Here is an 18,885-nt window from a genome sequence, read left to right as displayed (position 1 = left end):
GGACGAAGGGGGCGGGCCGATGACCGACACCACCGTGCGGATCGACGGGAACACACTGCGGCTGCCGGGCGGTGCGGCGGTGCGGTTCGTCCGCACGCTGCGGCTGCCCGAGACGGGCACGCATCCGCTGCCGCCGGGGCTCGGCGAGTTCCCCGTCCGCCGGGTCTCCGACTACCCGGACACCGTCCCGGAGGGGTGGCGGGCGCGCGGCGGGGTGATGCTGCCGGTGTATCTGCGCGAGGCGATGTGGCTGAGCTTCTCGGGCACCAGGGAGCCGGCCGCGTTGCAGGTCGGGGTGGGCAAGGTGTGCGCGGTCTCGGGCCGGCCCTGGAGCGAGAGGCTCTCCCGTGATCCGCAGAACTACGTCGTCCTGCCGCGTCAGCCGTGGCTGGACGGCATCAACTCCGGGAAGGGCACGGTCCGCCAGTTCGTGGCGGTGCCGCTGGGGCTGGGCGCGACCGTCGAGGGGCAGGTCACGGGCGAGGAGGTCTGGGGCGGCGTACAACTGCAGTCGTTCCCGTTGAACGAGGGGCCGCTGGCCCGGTGGCGCGAGGAGGAGCGGCTTCGGGCCGAGCGGGCCAGGGCGATGCCTTCCCCGGGCAAGAGCTACGGGGCGGCGATGCCCATGGCGGCACCGGCGGCCCCTGCCGCGGCCCCCGCGGGAGGCCGGCCGCGGGCCGCGGCCGCCATGGGCCTCGGCGTGGGCGGCTCGATGCGTCAGGAGGTCTACCGGGACGACCGGCCACCGGCGGACTGGGCCGAGCAGCCCGCGGGCCGGGTGTTCGTGCACCTGGTGACGCCTCCGGAGTGGCGCCGCATCACCGGCGAGGCTCCGCCGCCGTCGCCCGTGGACCGCGCCGCGTACACCCGCGCCGGGCTGCCCTGGTTCGACTACTACGACCAGGACGCCGAGGACCTCATGGCCACGGACACCCTCCAGGACGTCAAGCCGGTCGGCGACTGGCTCGGGGACGACCACGAACCCTGGCAGGAGCCTTCGCCGCAGCAGGTGAAGCCGCTGAAGGACGCGCCGGGGAAGCCGGTCGAGGACGGCGACTGGTAGGTGACTGACAGGCGACAAGCCGACGGGGCTGTTGCGTCTTGCGCAACGCGGGATGCCGTTGTTGCACGTGACCGCTGATCCACGCCAAGGTGGCAGTCGCGACGGGAGAAGCGACGACCTGAGGTGTGCACATGGGCAGTGAGGGCTGGAGCAGGCGCCGATTCGTCGGCGCCCTGACCGGGGCGGGTGCCGCGGCCGTACTGCCCGCGTGCGACGACGCGCCGCCGCCCACCGATCCGACGGCCGCCGAGGGGAGTACGAGCGCCGCCGAGACGAGTCCGAGCGCTCCGGCCCAAAGCCCGGCGCCCTCCGGCCCCCGTCCGCTCTACCTCGGCACCTACACCTCCGTCGAGGGCGGCGGCACCGGCATTGGTCTGGCCACCTACGACGCCACGAGCGGCCGTGTCACCAAGACCGGCACGCTCACCGGCGTCGGCGACCCGTCGTACCTCGCGGTGCATCCGAACGGGCGCACGCTGTACGCGGTGAACGAGCGCGAGGCGGGTGCCGTGACCGCCGTGCGGCTGTCCGACCGCAGGGTTCTGGGGAGCCGGAGCACCGGCGGCGGGGGCCCCTGTCATCTGTCCGTGCATCCGGGCGGGCGCTGGCTGCTCAGCGCCAACTACGGCTCGGGCAGTGTGGCCGTGCACCCGATCGACGCCTCGGGCGCCCTCGGTGAACGCGCCGATCTGGTCACGCACTCCAGTCCGGCGCCCGGGCCGGGCCAGGAGGGGCCGCACGCCCATCAGTTCGTGACGAGTCCGGACGGCGGCCATGTGCTCGCCGTCGACCTGGGCACGGACACCGTGTACACCTACCGCCTGGACGAGCGGACCGGCCGGCTCGGCGAGGTCGCGCAGGCGCACACCCGGCCGGGCGCCGGGCCGCGGCACCTGACCTTCCACCCCGGGGGCCGGTACGCGTATCTGGCCAACGAGGTCGACAACACGGTCGCGGTCTGCGCCTACGATCCGGACGGCGGCCGGCTGACCGTAGGTGACGCCCAGTCGACGGGGACCGGCTCGGGGACCAACTACCCGGCACAGATCCTGGTGACGTCGAACGGCGCGTACGCCTATCTCGCCAACCGGGGCCACAACAGCCTCACGCGCTACGCGGTGGAGGCGGACGGCGCCCGGCTCAGGCTGCTCGACACGGTTCCGGTCTCCGGCGACTTCCCGCGGCAGATCGCCTTCTCGCCGGACGGGACGCTGCTGTTCGCGGCGAACCAGAAGTCCGGCACGGTGAGCGTCTTCCACGTGGACGAGGACAGCGGTGCACTGCGCCTCGCGGGCGAGCCGTTCGCGTCACCCGTCGCCGTCTGTGCGCTGCCGCTGTAGCGCCCGTGGGCAGGTTGCGGCACTGGCCTGGGTGAGCAGGACGTGCATGCGCTCCGTGAGCTGGGAGACGTCGTCGGCGGGCCGGTGGAACGCCAGCCGTACGTCGCCGTTGCCGCGGGCGCGCTCGATGCGCAGCGTCAGCCCGTGCCGGTCCACCGCGAGGGGCTGGACGCGGACCGCGCCGTGCAGGCTGTCGGAGTCGACGAGGCGGGTGAGCCGCTCGACCGCGTCGGCGTGGCAGTCGGCGAGGTGCGTGAGCAGCCGGGCCTCGGCGGTGGCCAGCGGGTCGGGTGCGGCGGCCGCGAACTCGTCGAGGTCGACGACCACCGCGCCGGACGGCCGGCGCAGCACCACCCGCGTGGGCCGGAACGCCAGGTGGCCGTCCTCGGGGACGAACCAGCCGGCCATCCACAGCCGGGCGCGGATCCGGTTGCGCACGGGGACGGGCGCGACGTCGGCGAACTCCAGGACGGCGGACGGCTCCCCGCGGGGCGCGCAGATCGCGGCCGCGAGCAGGGTGCTGTCCTCGGGCACATGCAGCAGCACCCGCCCGTCCTCGGCGACGGTGTGCGCGCCGACGAACTCCTCGCGTCCGCCCTCCGCGGTCACCGCGCAGGACCATGCGGCGGCAAGCACCGAACGGGCCCACTCCGCCGCGGAAGGAGCCGCCGTCCAGGTTTGGCTGTCACCCATCCCAAAACCTCCTTAGGTAAGCCTTGCCTAACCTATCGAAGATCGGGGCCGAAGCCAACCACGAGCGGACATGAATGTCCCGGGGACAGCTCGAACGGCCGGGCGGTCCCGGTCAGATGACGCCCAGCAGCGCCCTCGCGCACAGGTCCCGCACCTGCTCCCGGGACAGCTCCGAGCCGCGCAGCCACTCCAGGCAGACGGCGGTGGTGAACGCCAGCCAGCCCCGGACGGCCAGCCGGAGGTCGGGCCGCTCCTGTGCGGGCGGGCCGAACTCGGGGTCGGCGGCCAGGGCCGCGAGGATCTGCTGCTCCTGCGCGGCCAGCGCCGTCCGATAGACCTTGCGGACCGACTGGTCGCCCGCCGCGTCGGCCCGGTGGAAGGCGCGGTAGCCGTGCGCGTGCGCCCGGACGTACTCGAGATACGTGTCGAGGCCGGCGGCGAGCTGCTCGCGCACCGGCACGCCGGGCACGGCCGCCGTCATCCGCAGCATCCGCTCGCTCTCCCGTTCGACGACTGCCGCGAAGAAGTCCCGCTTGGTCGGGAAGTAGTGGTAGAGCAGCCCGCGCGAGACACCGGCGATCTCGGCGACCTGCTCGATCCACACCTCGTCGTACGGGCTCTCGGAGAACAGTCGCGCCCCCACCGACAGCAGCTGCTCCTGGCGCTCCTCGGTGCTGAGCCGACGGCGTGCGCGTTCGCCCTGGTTCGCGGCCATGGGCCGCACTTTACTTGACGTCGATTCAACAGCGGGACCAGACTGGAGCGCTTTGTTGAACCGACGTACAACACGCTCAACCTGCCGCCGCACCAAGGGAGACGGTCCATGGCGGACACGACGAACGGGACAACGCTCCCCAGCGGATTCCGCGGTGCCGAGCAGGGCTGGCCGGAGCTGCGCCGCATCCCGCATCCGCCGCACCGGCTCCCCCTGCTCGGTGACGTGATCGGCGTCGACCGGCACACCCCTCTCCAGGACACCGTCCGGTATGCCCGGCAGCTGGGGCCGATCTTCCGGCGCAGGGCCTTCGGCAGGGAGTTCGTGTTCACGTGGGGCGCGGACCTCGTGGCCGACCTGGCGGACGAGTCGCGGTTCGCCAAGCACGTGGGGCTCGGGGTCGCGAACCTGCGGCCGGTCGCCGGGGACGGGCTGTTCACGGCGTACAACCACGAGCCGAACTGGCAGCGGGCACACGACGTCCTCGCCCCGGGCTTCAGCCGGGAGGCCATGGCGGGCTACCACGCGAACATGCTGGCGGTTGCCGGGCGGCTCACCGACCACTGGGACCGCGAGCTGGTGGCGGGCCGGGCGGTGGACGTGCCCGGCGACATGACCAAACTGACCCTGGAGACGATCGCGCGGACCGGCTTCGGGCACGACTTCGGCTCCTTCGAACGCGACCGGCCGCACCCCTTCGTGACGGCGATGATCGGCACGCTCACCTACGCGCAGCGGCTGAACACGGTGCCGTTCCCGCTGCTGCTGCGCCGCGCCGCGCGTCGCAACGAGGCCGACATCGCCTACCTCAACCGCACGGTCGACGATCTGGTCCGCGCCCGGCGTACGGCGGGCGGGGACGGGGGCGGAGACCTGCTGGACCGGATGCTGGACACGGCGCACCCCAAGACCGGGGAGCGGCTGTCCGCGGAGAACGTCCGGCGCCAGGTCATCACCTTCCTGGTCGCGGGCCACGAGACCACCTCGGGCGCGCTGTCCTTCGCCCTCCACTACCTCGCCCGGCATCCGGACGTCGCCGCCCGGGCCCGCGCCGAGGTGGACCAGGTCTGGGGCGGCACGGCGCTGCCCGGCTACGACCAGGTGGCCAAGCTGCGGTACGTGCGCCGGGTGCTGGACGAGACCCTGCGGCTGTGGCCGACGGCGCCCGCGTACGCCCGGGAGGCCCGGCAGGACACGGTGCTCGCGGGGACGCATCCGATGCGGCGGGGCGCGTGGACGCTGGTGATCACGCCGATGCTGCACCGCGAGCGGGCGGTCTGGGGTGCCGACGCCGAGGAGTTCGACCCGGGCCGCTTCGAGGCGAAGGCCGTACGGTCCCGTCCCCCGCACACCTTCAAGCCGTTCGGGACCGGGGCGCGGGCCTGCATAGGGCGGCAGTTCGCGCTGCACGAGGCCACGCTGGTCCTCGGCCTGCTGCTGCGCCGCTACGAGCTGCGGCCCGACCCGGACTACCGGCTGCGGGTGACCGAGCGGCTCACACTGATGCCGGAGGGGTTGCGGCTGCACCTGGAGCGGCGGGCGGGCACCACCGCGGGCCCGGCCGCCCCGACCGCCGTCGACGAGGCTCCCTCAGAGCTGCGCTGTCCAGTGCACGGGACGGGTGACTGACCCCGGCAGCCAGGTGCCCGCGCTGCCCCGGGCCGCGTTCAGCTGCGGCTGGGTGAGGAAGAAGGCATCGGTCAGGTCCGCGTCCGTGAGGTCGGCGTCGCGCAGGTCGGCGCCGATCAGATCCGCGCCGCGCAGGTCGGCCCCGGTGAGGTCGGCGGCTATGAGGTAGGCACCGCGCAGATTGGCGCCCCGCAGGTCGGCGCCCTTGAGACGGGCGCCCATCAGGTCCGCGCCGCGGCGGTTCTTCTTCTTGCCGCGGACGCCCGCCCGGGCGAGCTCGCTGGTCTTCAGGAGGAGCACGTTGACCTCCTGTCGGTGTGCGCCGACGTCCAACGCGCCGATTTCCTCCGGGGTTTGACGGGTGAGCGCCTCGGTCCGCTCCAGCGCCCGGCCGAGGTCGGCGTGGATCGGGCGGGCGGCCGGCAGGGTGAGTGCCTCGGTGAGGTACCAGAGCAGTTCGTGGAGCTGGCGGACGACCGGGAAGACCTCGACCATGCGCCGGGCGTCCTCGGGCGGGCCCGTGCGCCGGTCCCGGCCGCCGAAGGTGATCTGCGAGACCTTCTGCCCGGCGCCGAAGCAGTCGTACACCGTGCAGCCGTTGAAGCCCTTCGTCCGCAGCTCGGCGTGGATGCCGCAGCGGTGGTCGCCCCGGAGGTTCGGGCAGGGCGTGCCGGCCGGCTTGTCGATGGCGAAGTCCGCCGAGGCGGCGAAGGGCAGGGCGACGCAGCACAGGCCGAAGCACCGCTCGCAGTCGCCGCGCAGCTCGGCCCGGTCGGTCATATGGTCTGGCATGACCTCCAGCCTACTTTCCCGCAGGTCATGCCCTGGGTCCGCGTCCGTCGGCAGGGGCGGACGCGGCCGCGGCCCGGAACCTCACCGATGAGTTCCCGGCGTTGTGGGAGTCCCGATACTCAGCCGACAACAAGCTCGGCTATCACTGGAGCATGAGCGGACCGAGGTAGGAGTCGTACCCGGATCGAGGAGAGACGTCATGTGCAGCCACCGGCCTGCGTGCCCGACCGCAGACAGTCCCGACCACCACACCGCCGTGATCGTGTCGGCCCATCCCGAACAGGGCTGGAGCCTGCTGTGCAACGGCACCATCGTCTTCGACGACACGGGTGAACTCCTGCCCGACGGACGGGTCGTGAGCCCGCACCGCAGCCTCGGCGCGCCGGCTCTCGCCGCCTGACTCAGCCCAACGCGCCGGGCAGTTCGAGACCGGCGAGGCGGTCGGGATCGGCCAGGATGTACATCTCGGTGATCCGGCCGTCGACGACGGTGACGCCCATGACCGACTGCAGCTGTCCGTCGGGGGCGTTGAGCAGGCCGATCTCGCCGTTGACGAGAGCGACTTGGGCGAGCGGCGCGAACTGCCGGAACATCAAAGCCTGTTCGGCCACCGCCTTCGCGCCGCGCACCAGCTTCGAGGCGGCCGCACCGGCGACCAGCGCCCCGGAGTCGACCCGCAGCACGATGTCGGGATGCAGGACGGCGAGCAGCGCCTCGAAGTCCCCGGCGCGGCTGGCGGCCAGGAAGGCGTCGACGACCTGGCGTTGCCTGCCGAGGTCGGGTTCGGCCGAGGGCGTGGCGCCCTGGACCCGGCGCCGGGCCCGGCTGGCCAGTTGGCGGGTCGCGGCCGGACTGCGCTCCAGGATCGACGCGATGTCGTCGAACGGCACCGCGAACATGTCGTGCAGCACGAACGCGAGCCGCTCGGCGGGTTCCAGTGTCTCCAGGACCACCAGGAGGGCGAGACCGACCGAGTCGGCCTGGAGGACCTCCTGTTCCGGGTCGGTCCGCGTGAGCGGCCGGATCACCGGGTCGGGGACGAACGTGTCGTCGAGGGGGTCCTCGCGGCGCACGGTGCGCGAGCGCAGCAGGTCGAGGCAGACCCGGCCGACGACGGTGGTCAGCCAGCCGCCGAGGTTGTGGATGTCGCCCGCGTCGGTGCGGCTCAGCTTCAGCCAGGTCTCCTGGACGGCGTCCTCCGCCTCGGCCAGCGAGCCGAGCATGCGGTAGGCCACCGCCCGCAGGTGCCCGCGGTGTTCTTCGAAGCGGTCCGCCAGCAGTTCCGTCTCGTTCATGCCGTCCCCCCAAGACGATCCCGGTGCCGTGTGAAGGCGTGTTGATCCAACCACGCCCGCGCCGGGCTGTGAACGTATCGCCTCAATAGCGCTGTGCCTTGGCCAGTTTCGGTGTGAGGACCGGTTCGACGGGCTTGCGGCTGACGGCGAGGGGCTGGGCCTTCTCGCCGGGTTCGAGGTCCTCCGCGCCGACGTACCGGGTCTCGACGGCCTTGCCGGAGTCGTCGAGGAAGTCGACCTGGACGGCGTACGACGCGGTCCGGTCGGTCTTGTTGGTGATGGTGACGACGACGGCGAGCAGGCCGCCCGTCTCGGAGCGCGGTTTGCCGGTCATGGCGACGTCGGACATCGCGTTGCCCGGTCCGTCGACGTCCTTGAGCTCGGCCGCGGCGGCCTGGTTCGCCCGCTCCACCTCGGCCGACACCGAGGCCTCGAAGGAGGCCGCGGCGGCCGACGCGGAGGAGGCCGCCGCGGAGGCCGCCGCGCGCGCCGACTCGACGGCGGAGGCGGCCTTGGACTCCAGCGCGGTGGGCGGTGTCCCGGAGAAGGAGGCCGTGTCGGGGGCGGTCGGCCGCGCGGTGTTCGGCGTGCCGGTGTCGTCGTCCGTGCCGCACGACACCAGCGCGAGCCCGGCGGCCACCACCAGCGCGACGGCGGCCGAACGGGACCGGACGAGAGGGACGATGGGTTCGGGCATCCGAGCCTCCTGAGCCGCCGAGCCAACCAAACGCACCATATGCCGGAATTTCCGGCCGGGCATGTCGGCTCGGCGTGGCCTCAGGCCTCGTCGCGGGTGAGTGCCAGCAGCCGGTCCAGGACGCGCGGTCCGCCCGCTCGTACACCGTCGTGTTCGAACTCGTCGGTCACCCAGGTGCGCAGGCCGCGGACGGCGTTGGCCGTCCGAAGGGCGTGGGAGGTGTCGACGTACATGTCGTCGTGGTAGACGGCCGCCGCCACCGGCACCTCGTTGGCGGCGAGGCGGGCCGGGTCGTACAGGGGGGTCCAGTCGGTGCGGGCGGCGAGGAGTTCGGCGGTCTCGCGCAGGGGGCTCAGTGCCGGGTCGCAGTCGAACATCCAGGGGTGGACCGACTCGCCGGTGAACAGCAGCGGTCCGTCGCCGGCGAGGGCCTTGGCGGCGTCGAACCGGGGGAACTCGGCGCGGACACGTTCGGCCGACCAGTCGGTGGGACGCCGGTCCTGGCCGTAGATCGCCTCGTGGACCAGGGCGTACAGGGGGTGGCTCGCGTACGACAGGAGGGCCTGGGCCTCTTCCTGGAACGCGTCGGACAGGGCGGGGCCCTGCGGGGTGCGCACGAAGGCGTGTTCCAGGAAGAAGTGCAGGCGGTGGCTGCCCTCGCTGCCGCCGAGGACGCGACCGAGGGACTGGAAGGCCTCGGCGGTGAGCCGGTAGCCGTTCGGCAGGACCGGCTCGTGCTGCAGGACGTACTCGGCGATCTGCCGGGCGCGGTCGACGTCCTGCGGGTAGCGCTCGTAGTGCGCGGTGACCTTGCGCTCGATGCGCGGGTAGGCGGCCCGGTAGACGTCGTCGGCGTGGGCGTCGAGCGAGGGCAGGCCGCCGGTGACGACGGCGGCACGCAGGCCCTCGGGGGCGGTGGACAGGTAGGTCACCGTGCAGAAGCCGCCGAAGCTCTGGCCGAGGACGGTCCAGGGGGCGCCGCCCGTGACGGCCGGGCGGATGGCCTCGCAGTCGCGGACGATGGAGTCGGCGCGGAAGCGGGCCAGGTAGTCGGCCTGTTCGGCGGGGCCGCCGCGCAGCGGGAGGGTCTGGCGGTTGGCGGGGGTGGAGTGGCCGGTGCCGCGCTGGTCCAGGAGCAGGACGCGGTACTCCTTCAGGGCGCGGCCGAGCCAGGCCGGCTTGCCGACGAAGCGGTTCGCCCCGAAGCCGGGGCCGCCCTGGAGATAGACCAGCCACGGCAGGTCCTGGCCCGCCTTGTCGCTCGCGACGACCTCGCGGGCGTAGAGCTCGATGCTCTCCCCCGCCGGGTCGTCGTGGTCGAGGGGCACGGTGAAGCGGCGGTCGGTGAGGACGACGCCGGGCTGGCGGTAGGTGAGGGACAACAGGGCTCCCGGGACGGACGGATTGCGGACCGCGTCCCAGTTCAGCACATGTTCCTCCGGCCACCACCCCTCGGGATCATGAAATCGTACTGACCCTGGAGTCAGCTGAGTCAGCGTGCCGAGAGGCTGGAGCGGCGCACCACGAGTTCCGGCTGGAGCACGACCCTTCGGTGCGTGTGACCGCGCGGCGAGGTCTCCTCCTCCGTCTCCTCCAGGAGGAGCTCGGCGGCCAGGGCGCCCATGGTGACGGCGGGCTGGCGGACCGAGGTGAGCGGGACGGCCGCCGCGGCGGCGAACTCGATGTCGTCGTAGCCGACGATCGCCAGTTCGTCGGGGACGCCGACGCCGGCCGCGTACATGGCCTGCAGGACGCCCAGGGCGAGCAGGTCGTTGGCGCAGAACACGGCGGTCGGGCGGTCGCCGAGACCGAGCAGCCGGGCGCCGGCGTCCCGGCCGGCGGCCACGTCGAGCCGTTCGGTGGGCAGTTCGCGGAGGGCTTCGGGGCCGAGGCCGGCCTCGGCGAGGGCGTTCAGGGCGCCCGTACGGCGGTCACGGACCTGGTTGAGGCCGGGCGGGCCGCTGACGTACGCGAGGGAGCGGTGTCCGGCGTCGACGAGGTGGCGTACGGCGAGCGCGCCGCCCGCCACGTCGTCGACGGAGACCGAGCACTCGGTGGTGCCCTCGGCGACCCGGTCGACGAGGACGAAGGGGATGCCGTGGCGCCGGAAGGACTCGATGTTGCGGCCGGTCGCGTCCGCGGGGGTCAGCAGGACGCCCCGGACCCGCTGCTCGGCGAAGAGCGAGAGGTAGTCGGCCTCCTCGCCGGGGTTCTGGGCGCTGTTGCAGACCATCACGCCGAGGCCGGCCTCGCGCGCGGCCCGTTCGGCGCCGCGCGCCACGTCGACGAAGAAGGGGTTGCCCATGTCGAGGACGAGCAGGCCCATGATGCGGCTGCGGCCCGCGCGGAGCTGGCGCGCGGACTCGCTGCGGACGTAGCCGAGCCGGTCTATCGCGGACAGCACCCGCGCCCGGGTCTCGATCGCGACCGTGTCCGGACGGTTGATGACGTTCGAAACGGTGCCGACGGAAACTCCGGCGGCACGGGCGACGTCCTTGATACCCACCGACTGGGCCATCTGGCGGGGACCTCCAGGAGAACGAGAAGGAACGAGTGCGGCGGGAAGGCCTTCACATTACAGTCACCCCGCCGCACTCCGGACCGGGGTCAGGCGGGCAGCCGGAAGTCGACGACGTGGAGCGCCGAGGGGGTCGTACCGCTCGACTTCTCCTGGTAGAGCACCGACAGGACGTTGTCCTGCGCGATGCGCGTCTCGTCGATGACGACCTCGCCGAAGGCGTTGAGACCGCTGCCGTCGAAGAGCACCGTCCAGTCGGTGTACCCGGAGGCCGCCGAGGCTCCGGCGATCCGGCCGAACGGGAAGATCGCGTACGCGTTGTCGTACTTGTCCAGGGCCAGCTTGGTGCGCTGGCTGGAGTTCAGCGGGACCGGTATCTCGGTCTTCTGCCAGGTGCCGGAGGCGTTCTTGCGGACGTGGAAGACACGGCCGTTCGCGGTGCGGTTGGCCACGTAGTTGGTGGTGCACTGCCCGAAGCGGCCCGGTACGTAGCTGATGAGGGCGTGCGGCCGGCCCGCCGAGTCGGTGAACTGGCTCTCCTGGTTCATCAGGGAGTGGTCCGGGTTGAGCGGGTCCACGACGAGCCCGGCGTCGGTGACCGCCACCTTGTCGGAGGCGCCGGTGGTGCCGACCACGGTGCCCGCGTTGTTGCGCCAGGTGCGGCCGCGGTCGTCGGAGTAGACGTAGCCGGTGTCGTGGTTGGTGATGCCGCCGCCGTTGCACATCACGGCGCCGTTCTGCTCACGCCAGGTGAAGAAGGAGTGCAGCCGGCCGTTGCGGTCGTAGTCGATGCCGTGCAGGTACATGTTGCGGGCCGTGCTGGAGCCGTGCTCGCTGGTGTAGGTGCCGGTGGAGCTGGACCACTCGCCGAGGTTCGTCCACTGGGTGCCGTCGTACTCCGCGAGGGCGTTGCGGCCGTTGCCGGAGATGGCGACGCGGTAGCTGAGCTGGAGCTTGCCGTCGGGGGTGGAGACGAACTGGGGGTACGTGAACTGCGAGGTGAGCGCCAGCCCGTCCAGGGTGGACTGGGGTGCGCCGAAACGGCTCGCGGTCCAGCTCAGCCCCGCCGGGTTGTCCATGAGCCCGGCCACCGACTTGACGTAGGTGAAGCCGTCGCTGTGGGAGTCCATGTTGAGGTGGAGGCGGCCGTCGACCTTGGAGACGCCCATGGAGATGACGTTGTGGGAGTCGTTGTAGCGCAGCGTGTGGCCGACCTTGACGGTGGACCAGGTGCTGCCGCCGAGGACGCGGCGGCCGACGACGGCGTTGCGGTCGGCGGTGTACCAGACGGCGTACTGGTAGCCCTTGTAGGTCAGCAGACCGTTCTTCTGGAAGGAGTTGTTGTTGACCAGGCCGTCGTAGGACACGAAGAAGATGGCCTGGCTGTCGAGGGTCGTGGTGCCGGTCCGGGTGACCGAGGGGCCGGGGTCGGCGGCCCGGGCGGTTCCGGCGGCGAATGCGGGGGTCATCACGGCTCCGGCGAGGGCGGCGCCCAGCAGCGTACGTCTGTTCATCTCGGGGACTCCATTGTCGGCGAGGTGGGGCGGGAGGGGGAGGGGGACGGGGATTTCAGGCGAGGTGGAACACTTCCGTGAGCGGTTTCATGGCCTCGTCGGGCCGGGCGCCGTCCAACGACTCGAAGAACGGCGCCATCTCCGCCTGCCAGCGGGCGTTGACCTCGGTGGCCTCCATGCCGGCCTGGGCGGCGGCGAAGTCCTCGGTCTCCAGGTAGCCGACGAGCAGGCCGTCGTCCCGTAGGAAGAGCGAGTAGTTGTGCCAGCCGGTGGCCGAGAGTGCCTGAAGCATCTCCGGCCACACAGCGGCGTGCCGCTCTCGGTACTCGTCGAGGCGGTCCGCCCGGACCTTCAGCAAAAAGCACACACGCTGCGTCAACGCCACTCCAGTGACTAGAAGTTGAACTGGTCGATGTTCTTCGCGTCGAACACGGTCGGCTTGCCGAGGCTGATCACGCCGTCCTTGCCGATGGTGTACTCGCCCATGTCGCCGGCCTTGAAGGTCTCGCCCTCCTTGCCGGTGATCTGACCCGACACCAGCGCGACGGCGGTGCGGGCGGCCAGCTCGCCGAGCTTCGACGGGTCCCACAGCTCGAAGCCCTCGACGGTGCCGTTCTTGACGTACTTGCGCATGTCGTTGGGGGTGCCGAGGCCGGTCAGCTTGACCTTGCCCTTGTACTTGGAGCCCGACAGGTACTGGGCGGCTGCCTTGATGCCGACGGTGGTCGGGGAGATGATCCCCTTCAGGTTCGGGTACTCCTGGAGCAGGCCCTGGGTCTGCTGGAAGGACTGCTGGGCGTCGTCGTTGCCGTACGCGACCTTGACCAGCTTCATGTCCTTGTACTTCGGGTCCTTGAGTTCGTCCTTCATGAACTCGATCCAGGTGTTCTGGTTGGTCGCGGTCTGCGCGGCGGACAGGATCGCGATCTCGCCCTTGTAGCCGATCTGTTCGGCGAGCAGCTGCACCTCGGTGCGGCCGAGGTCCTCGGCGCTGGCCTGCGAGACGAAGGCGTTGCGGCACTCGGGGTTGGTGTCCGAGTCGTAGGTGACAACCTTGATGTCGTTGCTCATGGCCTGCTTGAGCGCGGTGCACAGGGCGCCCGGGTCCTGCGCGGACACGGCCATCGCGTCGACCTGCTGCTGGGTGAGCGTGTTGACGTAGGAGACCTGGCCGGAGGTGTCGGTGGCGCTGGAGGGGCCGACCTCCTTGTAGCTGGAGCCCAGCTCCTTCAGGGCCGCCTCGCCGCCCTTGTCGGCGGAGGTGAAGTACGGGTTGTTGACCTGCTTCGGCAGGAAGCCGACGGTCAGGCCCTTCTTCAGTTCGGCGTTGGGATCGGCCTTGCCGGCGGAGGCGGCGGAGCCGGTGCTGTCGCTCTTCACGTCCTCCTTGGTGGTGCCACCGCAGGCGGTGGCGGCGAGGGCGAGGGAGGTGACGGCGGCGAAGGCCACACAGGTGCGGCGGAGGGTCGACTTGCGCATGGCGAAGGTTCCTTTACGAGGGTGAACTGAGGGACGAGGTCGGGGCCGAGGCGGCTCGGCGCCCCGCCCTCGCGACGGCGATCTGCCGTGCGACCCGGGGGCCGAGCACGGAGAGGACGAGCAGAACGCCGGTGACGACGATCTGCGACTGGGCGGAGACGTCCTGGAGGCTCATCACGTTCTGCAGCGCGCCGAGCAGGAAGACTCCCGCGATCGCGCCGCCGAGCGTGCCCTTGCCGCCGTCGAAGTCGATGCCGCCGAGCAACACGGCCGCCACGACGGACAGTTCGAGTCCGGTGGCGTTGTCGTAGCGGGCGCTGGCGTAGTGCAGCGCCCAGAAGATGCCGGTGAGTGAGGCCATCAGGCCGGTCACCGTGAACAGGATCAGCTTCTGCCGCTTGACGCGGATTCCGGCGAACCGGGCCGCCTCCTCGTTCGCGCCGATCGCGAACAGCGACCGCCCGAACGGCGTGGCGTGCAGGGCGACCACGGCGATCGCGAGCAGCACCAGGAAGGGCAGGAAGGCCTGCGGGATGAAGGTGTCCCCGACGCGCCCGGCCGCGAAGTCCAGGTACTGGGTGGGGAAGTCGGTCACCGCGTCTGAGCCGAGGACGATCTGTGCGATGCCCCGGTAGGCGGCGAGGGTGCCGATGGTGACGGCGAGGGACGGCAGTCCGAGCCGGGTGACCAGCAGGCCGTTGATCAGCCCGCAGACGACACCGAGCAGCAGACAGATCGGGATGATCGCCTCGATCGTCATGCCCTGGTTCCACAGGGCACCCATCACCGCGCCGGACAGTCCGGCCGTGGAGGCCACCGAGAGGTCGATCTCGCCGGAGACCACGAGAAGTGTCATCGGCAGGGCGATCAGCGCGATGGGCAGGGTGTTGCCGATCAGGAACGACAGGTTGAGAGCGTTGCCGAAGCCGTCCACGGTGGAGAAGGACAGCAGCAACAGGACGATGAGGAGGGCGCCGACGGCCCCGTCCCACCTCAATGAGGCGGACCAGCGGACGGCGCGGGTGAGCGACTCAGGCATGGCCGGCGTCTCCCTTCTTCACAGGTGCAGCGGTGGTCCTGGCCGCGGCCGACTTCTTCTTCAGGGCCGAGGCCACGCGCAGGGCGACGATCCGGTCGACCGCGATGGCGAGGATGAGCAGGATGCCGTTGATGGCGAGCACCCACACGGAGCTGACGCCGAGGGCGGGCAGCACGCTGTTGATGGAGGTGAGGAGCAGGGCGCCGAGAGCGGCCCCGTAGACGCTGCCGGAGCCGCCGGTGAAGACCACTCCGCCGACCACGACCGCGCTGACGACGGTGAGTTCGTAGCCGTTGCCGGTCCCGGAGTCGACGTTGCCGAACCGGGCCAGGTACATGGCGCCCGCGAGGCCGGCGAGGCCCCCGCAGAAGGTGTACGCGACCAGGATCCGCTTGCGGACGGGGATGCCGGCGAGGCGGGCGGCCTCGGGGTTGGAGCCGAGGGCGTACATCTCGCGGCCGCTGCCGTAGTGCTTGAGGTAGTACGCGGTCGCCACCAGCACGACGAGGGCGATCATCGCCAGCCACGGCACGGCCGAGAGGCCGCCGGAGCCGAAGTCCACGAACCCGCCGGGCAGGTCGGCCGCGGTGATCTGGCGGGAGCCGACCCAGATGGAGTCGATGCCGCGGATGATGTAGAGGGTGCCGAGGGTGACGACGAGGGCGGGCACCTGGCCGAGGCTGACGAGCAGGCCGTTCAGCAGGCCGAAGCCGATGCCGAGCAGCACCGCCAGGACGACGGCGACGACCGGGTTGCCGCCGCCCTGGAGGTAGAGGCCGGTGGCGAAGGCGCTGATACCCAGGGTGGAGCCGACGGACAGGTCCACGTTGCGGGTGATGACGACCATGGCCTGGCCGGTGGCGACCAGCACCAGGATGGTCGCGTTCAGCAGGAGGTCCTTGATGCCCTGCTCGGACAGGAACTCGCTGTTGCCCGCCTGGGTGATGGCGATCATCACCAGGAAGACGGCCAGGATGGCGAGCTCGCGCATCTTGAAGACGCGGTCGACCAGCCGGGTGCCGCTGGACTTGGGCACCTCGGTGACGGGCGCGTGGTCGGGGGCGGTGACCGTCATGCGGCGGCCCTCCAGAAAGTTGTCGGCATCATGCGGCGGCCCTCCCGGTGGCCGCGGCCATCACGGTTTCCTCGGTGGCTTCGGAGCGCGGGATCTCGGCGGCGAGGCGTCCTTCGTGCATCACGAGCACGCGGTCGGCCATGCCGAGGATCTCGGGCAGGTCGGAGGAGATCATCAGAACGGCGACGCCGTCGGCGGCCAGCTGGCTGAGCAGCCGGTGCACCTCGGCCTTGGTGCCGACGTCGATGCCACGTGTCGGCTCGTCGACGATCAGCACCCTGGGGCCGGTGGCGAGCCACTTGGCCAGGACGACCTTCTGCTGGTTGCCGCCGGACAGGGTGTTGACGGTGTCGGCGATCCGGGCGTACTTCACCTGGAGCTTGACGGCCCAGTCGAGGGAGCGGCTGCGTTCGGCGCCGCGGTCGACAAGACCGGCCTTGACGGTCGTACGGAGTCCGGTGAGCCCGATGTTGCGCTCGATGGACATGTCCATCACCAGGCCCTGGGCGCGCCGGTCCTCCGGGACCAGGGCGAGACCCGCGGCCATCGCGGTGGAGGGGGCGCCGTTGGTCAGCGTGCGGCCGTCCACGGTGACCTCGCCCGCGTCCCAGCGGTCGATGCCGAAGACGGCCCGCGCCACCTCCGTGCGGCCGGCGCCGACGAGTCCGGCGAGGCCGACGATCTCGCCACGCCGTACGTCGAAGGACACGTCGGTGAAGACGCCTTCCCGGGTCAACCGCCGTACGCTCAGGGCGATTTCACCCGGCTTTACGTCCTGCTTCGGGTAGAGCTCGTCGAGGTCGCGCCCGACCATGCGGCGTACGAGGTCGTCCTCGGTCATGCCCTCGATCGGCTCGCTGGCGATCCAGGCGCCGTCGCGCAGGGTGGTCACCCGCCGGCAGATCCGGAAGATCTCCTCGAGGCGGTGCGAGATGAAGAGAACGGCGGCGCCCTGCTCGCGCAGGGTGCGGACGACTCCGAAGAGACGGGCCACCTCGCTGCCCGTGAGAGCCGCGGTCGGCTCGTCCATGATCAGGACGCGGGCGTCGAAGGAGAGGGCCTTGGCGATCTCGACGATCTGCTGGTCGGCGATCGAAAGGCCGCGGGCGGGACGGTCGGGGTCGAGTTCGACGCCGAGGCGCTGCATCAGGGCCAGGGTCGCGTCGTGCGTGGCCTTGTGGTCGATACGGCCGAGAGCGCGCCGCGGGCGGCGGCCCATGAAGATGTTCTCGGCGATCGACAGGTCGGGGAAGAGCGTGGGCTCCTGGTAGATCACGGCGATACCGGCGTCGCGGGCGTCGCCGGGTCCGTGGAAGAGGACGGGCTCGCCGTCGAGGAGCACCTGGCCGGCGTCCGGTCGGTGCACCCCCGCAAGGGTCTTGATGAGGGTCGACTTGCCCGCGCCGTTCTCACCGGCGAGCGCGTGCACCTCACCGGGGAACAGTTCCAGGGACACGTCCCGCAGGGCGCGCACCGCTCCGAAGGACTTGGAGACGTCCTTGAGCGACAGCACCGGGGCCGGACCCGCTTCGGACGGGTGGGTCATGAGGGGCTCCTCGACAACGCCGGCGGAAGCCGTCACAGCGTCATGAAAGGTTTCAACTTGGTTGCCGGGACGTTAGGCGTGCCAGACATGTCACGTCAATGGGTCCGGGTCGAAAAACTTTCGATAGCCAAAGGTCACGGTCAGGCACGGTCAGCGGGGTTTGCCGGAACTCTTGACACCCCTACGGGGGAGCCATAGCTTCGCGCTTTGAATCGATTCATACGGAACGGCTTACAGAGGAGCCCCAAGTGACCGATCTGGCTGCGGTGAAGGCCGCTCTCAAGACCCAGGCAGTCGAGACGCCGTCGTGGGCGTACGGGAACTCGGGGACGCGTTTCAAGGTGTTCGCGCAGCCCGGTGTCCCCCGCGATCCCTGGGAGAAGCTCGCGGACGCGGCGAAGGTCCACGAGTTCACGGGCGTGGCGCCGACGGTCGCCCTGCACATCCCCTGGGACAAGGTCGACGGCCCCGACGGATACGCAGCCCTGGCGAAGTACGCCGAGGAGCGAGGCGTGAAACTGGGCGCGATCAACTCGAACACGTTCCAGGACGACGCCTACAAGCTTGGCAGCATCTGTCACCCGGATGCGGCGGTGCGGCGCAAGGCGGTCGATCACCTGCTGGAGTGCGTCGACATCATGGATGCGACGGGTTCGCGTGATCTGAAGCTGTGGTTCGCGGACGGCACGAATTACCCCGGGCAGGACGACATCCGGGAGCGGCAGGACCGGCTGGCCGAAGGGCTGGCCGAGGTGTACGGGCGGCTCGGCGACGACCAGCGGATGCTGCTCGAGTACAAGTTCTTCGAGCCCGCCTTCTACCACACCGATGTGCCGGACTGGGGGACGGCGTACGCCCACTGCCTCAAGCTCGGCGAGAAGGCCCAGGTCGTGGTCGACACCGGGCACCACGCTCCGGGGACCAACATCGAGTTCATCGTCGCCACGCTGCTGCGGGAGGGGAAGCTCGGGGCGTTCGACTTCAACTCGCGGTTCTATGCGGATGACGACCTGATGGTGGGGGCCGCGGATCCCTTCCAGTTGTTCCGGATCATGTACGAGGTGATCCGGGGTGGCGGGTTCTCCCCCGACGTGGCGTTCATGCTCGACCAGTGCCACAACATCGAGGCGAAGATCCCGGCGATCATCCGGTCCGTGATGAACGTCCAGGAGGCTACGGCGAAGGCGCTGCTCGTGGACCGGGAGGCGCTGGATGTGGCGCAGCGGTCGGGAGATGTGCTGGAGGCGAACGCGGTGATCATGGACGCGTACAACACGGATGTGCGGCCGCTGCTCCGTTCGCTTCGCGAGGACATGGGGATCGATCCCGACCCGATGGCCGCGTATCGGCGGTCCGGGTGGGCCGAGAAGATCGTTGCTGAACGCGTTGGGGGACAGCAGGCCGGGTGGGGCGCGTAAGCGTCTGCCAGGTTCTGTTTCCTGCGGGCTGCGGGCCGTTTGTGGCTGGTCGCGCAGTTCCCCGCGCCCCTG

18 protein-coding genes are annotated in these 18,885 nt (G+C 71.0%); 5 read left to right on the top strand and 13 right to left on the bottom strand.

The window, feature by feature from the left end; genetic code table 11:
- The first annotated feature begins 19 nt into the window (after window positions 1-19).
- Together AC5P09_RS38225 and AC5P09_RS38220 are read left to right on the top strand one after the other, a co-directional pair.
- Window positions 20-1,063: a hypothetical protein gene (locus AC5P09_RS38225; RefSeq protein ID WP_493878295.1), complete on the top strand. Its 1,044-nt coding sequence runs from the start codon at window positions 20-22 to the stop codon at window positions 1,061-1,063.
- A gap of 131 nt (window positions 1,064-1,194) precedes the next feature.
- Window positions 1,195-2,403 carry a lactonase family protein gene (locus tag AC5P09_RS38220; RefSeq protein WP_493878294.1) on the top strand — a complete coding sequence of 403 codons (1,209 nt, stop codon included), beginning with the start codon at window positions 1,195-1,197 and terminating at the stop codon, window positions 2,401-2,403.
- Here AC5P09_RS38220 and AC5P09_RS38215 read toward each other — a convergent pair.
- Together AC5P09_RS38215 and AC5P09_RS38210 are read right to left on the bottom strand one after the other, a co-directional pair.
- Window positions 2,371-3,096, bottom strand: coding sequence for a DUF2470 domain-containing protein (locus AC5P09_RS38215; protein WP_493878293.1), 726 nt, complete (start codon window positions 3,094-3,096; stop codon window positions 2,371-2,373). The genes AC5P09_RS38220 and AC5P09_RS38215 overlap by 33 nt on opposite strands.
- A 112-nt stretch (window positions 3,097-3,208) precedes the next feature.
- A complete protein-coding gene (locus AC5P09_RS38210; protein ID WP_493878292.1) occupies window positions 3,209-3,811 on the bottom strand; it encodes a TetR/AcrR family transcriptional regulator in 603 nt (200 codons plus the stop codon).
- Window positions 3,812-3,919: 108 nt separating this feature from the next.
- On the opposite strand from AC5P09_RS38210, the gene AC5P09_RS38205 reads away from it, so the two are divergent.
- The gene (locus AC5P09_RS38205) at window positions 3,920-5,440 is read left to right on the top strand and encodes a cytochrome P450 (protein ID WP_493878291.1); all 1,521 of its coding nucleotides are present in this window, start codon (window positions 3,920-3,922) and stop codon (window positions 5,438-5,440) included.
- Here the strand turns inward: AC5P09_RS38205 and AC5P09_RS38200 are convergent.
- Window positions 5,402-6,232: a pentapeptide repeat-containing protein gene (locus AC5P09_RS38200; RefSeq protein WP_493878290.1), complete on the bottom strand. Its 831-nt coding sequence runs from the start codon at window positions 6,230-6,232 to the stop codon at window positions 5,402-5,404. The genes AC5P09_RS38205 and AC5P09_RS38200 overlap by 39 nt on opposite strands.
- A gap of 199 nt (window positions 6,233-6,431) precedes the next feature.
- Between AC5P09_RS38200 and AC5P09_RS38195 the strand changes: the two genes are divergently transcribed.
- Window positions 6,432-6,632 carry a DUF5999 family protein gene (locus AC5P09_RS38195; protein WP_493878289.1) on the top strand — a complete coding sequence of 67 codons (201 nt, stop codon included), beginning with the start codon at window positions 6,432-6,434 and terminating at the stop codon, window positions 6,630-6,632.
- A 1-nt stretch (window position 6,633) separates the two neighbouring features.
- On the opposite strand, the gene sigJ is transcribed toward AC5P09_RS38195, so the two are convergent.
- From sigJ to AC5P09_RS38145, 10 genes are all read right to left on the bottom strand, one after another.
- Window positions 6,634-7,527 carry an RNA polymerase sigma factor SigJ gene (gene sigJ, locus AC5P09_RS38190; protein WP_307678907.1) on the bottom strand — a complete coding sequence of 298 codons (894 nt, stop codon included), beginning with the start codon at window positions 7,525-7,527 and terminating at the stop codon, window positions 6,634-6,636.
- An 82-nt stretch (window positions 7,528-7,609) separates the two neighbouring features.
- Window positions 7,610-8,224, bottom strand: coding sequence for an FxLYD domain-containing protein (locus tag AC5P09_RS38185; RefSeq protein ID WP_493878288.1), 615 nt, complete (start codon window positions 8,222-8,224; stop codon window positions 7,610-7,612).
- An 80-nt stretch (window positions 8,225-8,304) separates the two neighbouring features.
- Window positions 8,305-9,606 (bottom strand): alpha/beta fold hydrolase, encoded by a 1,302-nt coding sequence (locus tag AC5P09_RS38180; protein WP_493878306.1) that lies wholly within the window; start codon window positions 9,604-9,606, stop codon window positions 8,305-8,307.
- 110 nt (window positions 9,607-9,716) lie between these two features.
- The gene (locus AC5P09_RS38175) at window positions 9,717-10,742 is read right to left on the bottom strand and encodes a LacI family DNA-binding transcriptional regulator (protein WP_493878287.1); all 1,026 of its coding nucleotides are present in this window, start codon (window positions 10,740-10,742) and stop codon (window positions 9,717-9,719) included.
- 89 nt (window positions 10,743-10,831) lie between these two features.
- A complete protein-coding gene (locus AC5P09_RS38170; protein WP_493878286.1) occupies window positions 10,832-12,256 on the bottom strand; it encodes a BNR repeat-containing protein in 1,425 nt (474 codons plus the stop codon).
- 55 nt (window positions 12,257-12,311) lie between these two features.
- Window positions 12,312-12,635 carry an L-rhamnose mutarotase gene (locus AC5P09_RS38165; RefSeq protein ID WP_266451106.1) on the bottom strand — a complete coding sequence of 108 codons (324 nt, stop codon included), beginning with the start codon at window positions 12,633-12,635 and terminating at the stop codon, window positions 12,312-12,314.
- A 14-nt stretch (window positions 12,636-12,649) separates the two neighbouring features.
- Window positions 12,650-13,735 carry a rhamnose ABC transporter substrate-binding protein gene (gene rhaS / locus AC5P09_RS38160; RefSeq protein WP_493878285.1) on the bottom strand — a complete coding sequence of 362 codons (1,086 nt, stop codon included), beginning with the start codon at window positions 13,733-13,735 and terminating at the stop codon, window positions 12,650-12,652.
- A gap of 13 nt (window positions 13,736-13,748) precedes the next feature.
- Entirely contained in the window at window positions 13,749-14,774 is a 1,026-nt protein-coding gene (locus tag AC5P09_RS38155; protein WP_493878284.1) for an ABC transporter permease, read from the bottom strand.
- Entirely contained in the window at window positions 14,767-15,849 is a 1,083-nt protein-coding gene (locus AC5P09_RS38150) for an ABC transporter permease (RefSeq protein ID WP_493878283.1), read from the bottom strand. Before AC5P09_RS38150 ends, AC5P09_RS38155 begins: the two co-directional genes overlap by 8 nt.
- 28 nt (window positions 15,850-15,877) lie before the next feature.
- Window positions 15,878-17,395, bottom strand: a complete 1,518-nt coding sequence (locus AC5P09_RS38145; protein ID WP_493878282.1) for a sugar ABC transporter ATP-binding protein — start codon at window positions 17,393-17,395, stop codon at window positions 15,878-15,880.
- A 248-nt stretch (window positions 17,396-17,643) separates the two neighbouring features.
- Between AC5P09_RS38145 and rhaI the strand changes: the two genes are divergently transcribed.
- Window positions 17,644-18,813, top strand: coding sequence for an L-rhamnose isomerase (rhaI, locus tag AC5P09_RS38140; RefSeq protein WP_493878281.1), 1,170 nt, complete (start codon window positions 17,644-17,646; stop codon window positions 18,811-18,813).
- Window positions 18,814-18,885: the final 72 nt, after the last annotated feature.

It is taken from the genome of Streptomyces sp. a15, assembly GCF_059026085.1.
The sequence above is the reverse complement of the archived record's forward strand: the minus strand, read 5'-3'. Positions and strand labels throughout refer to the sequence as shown.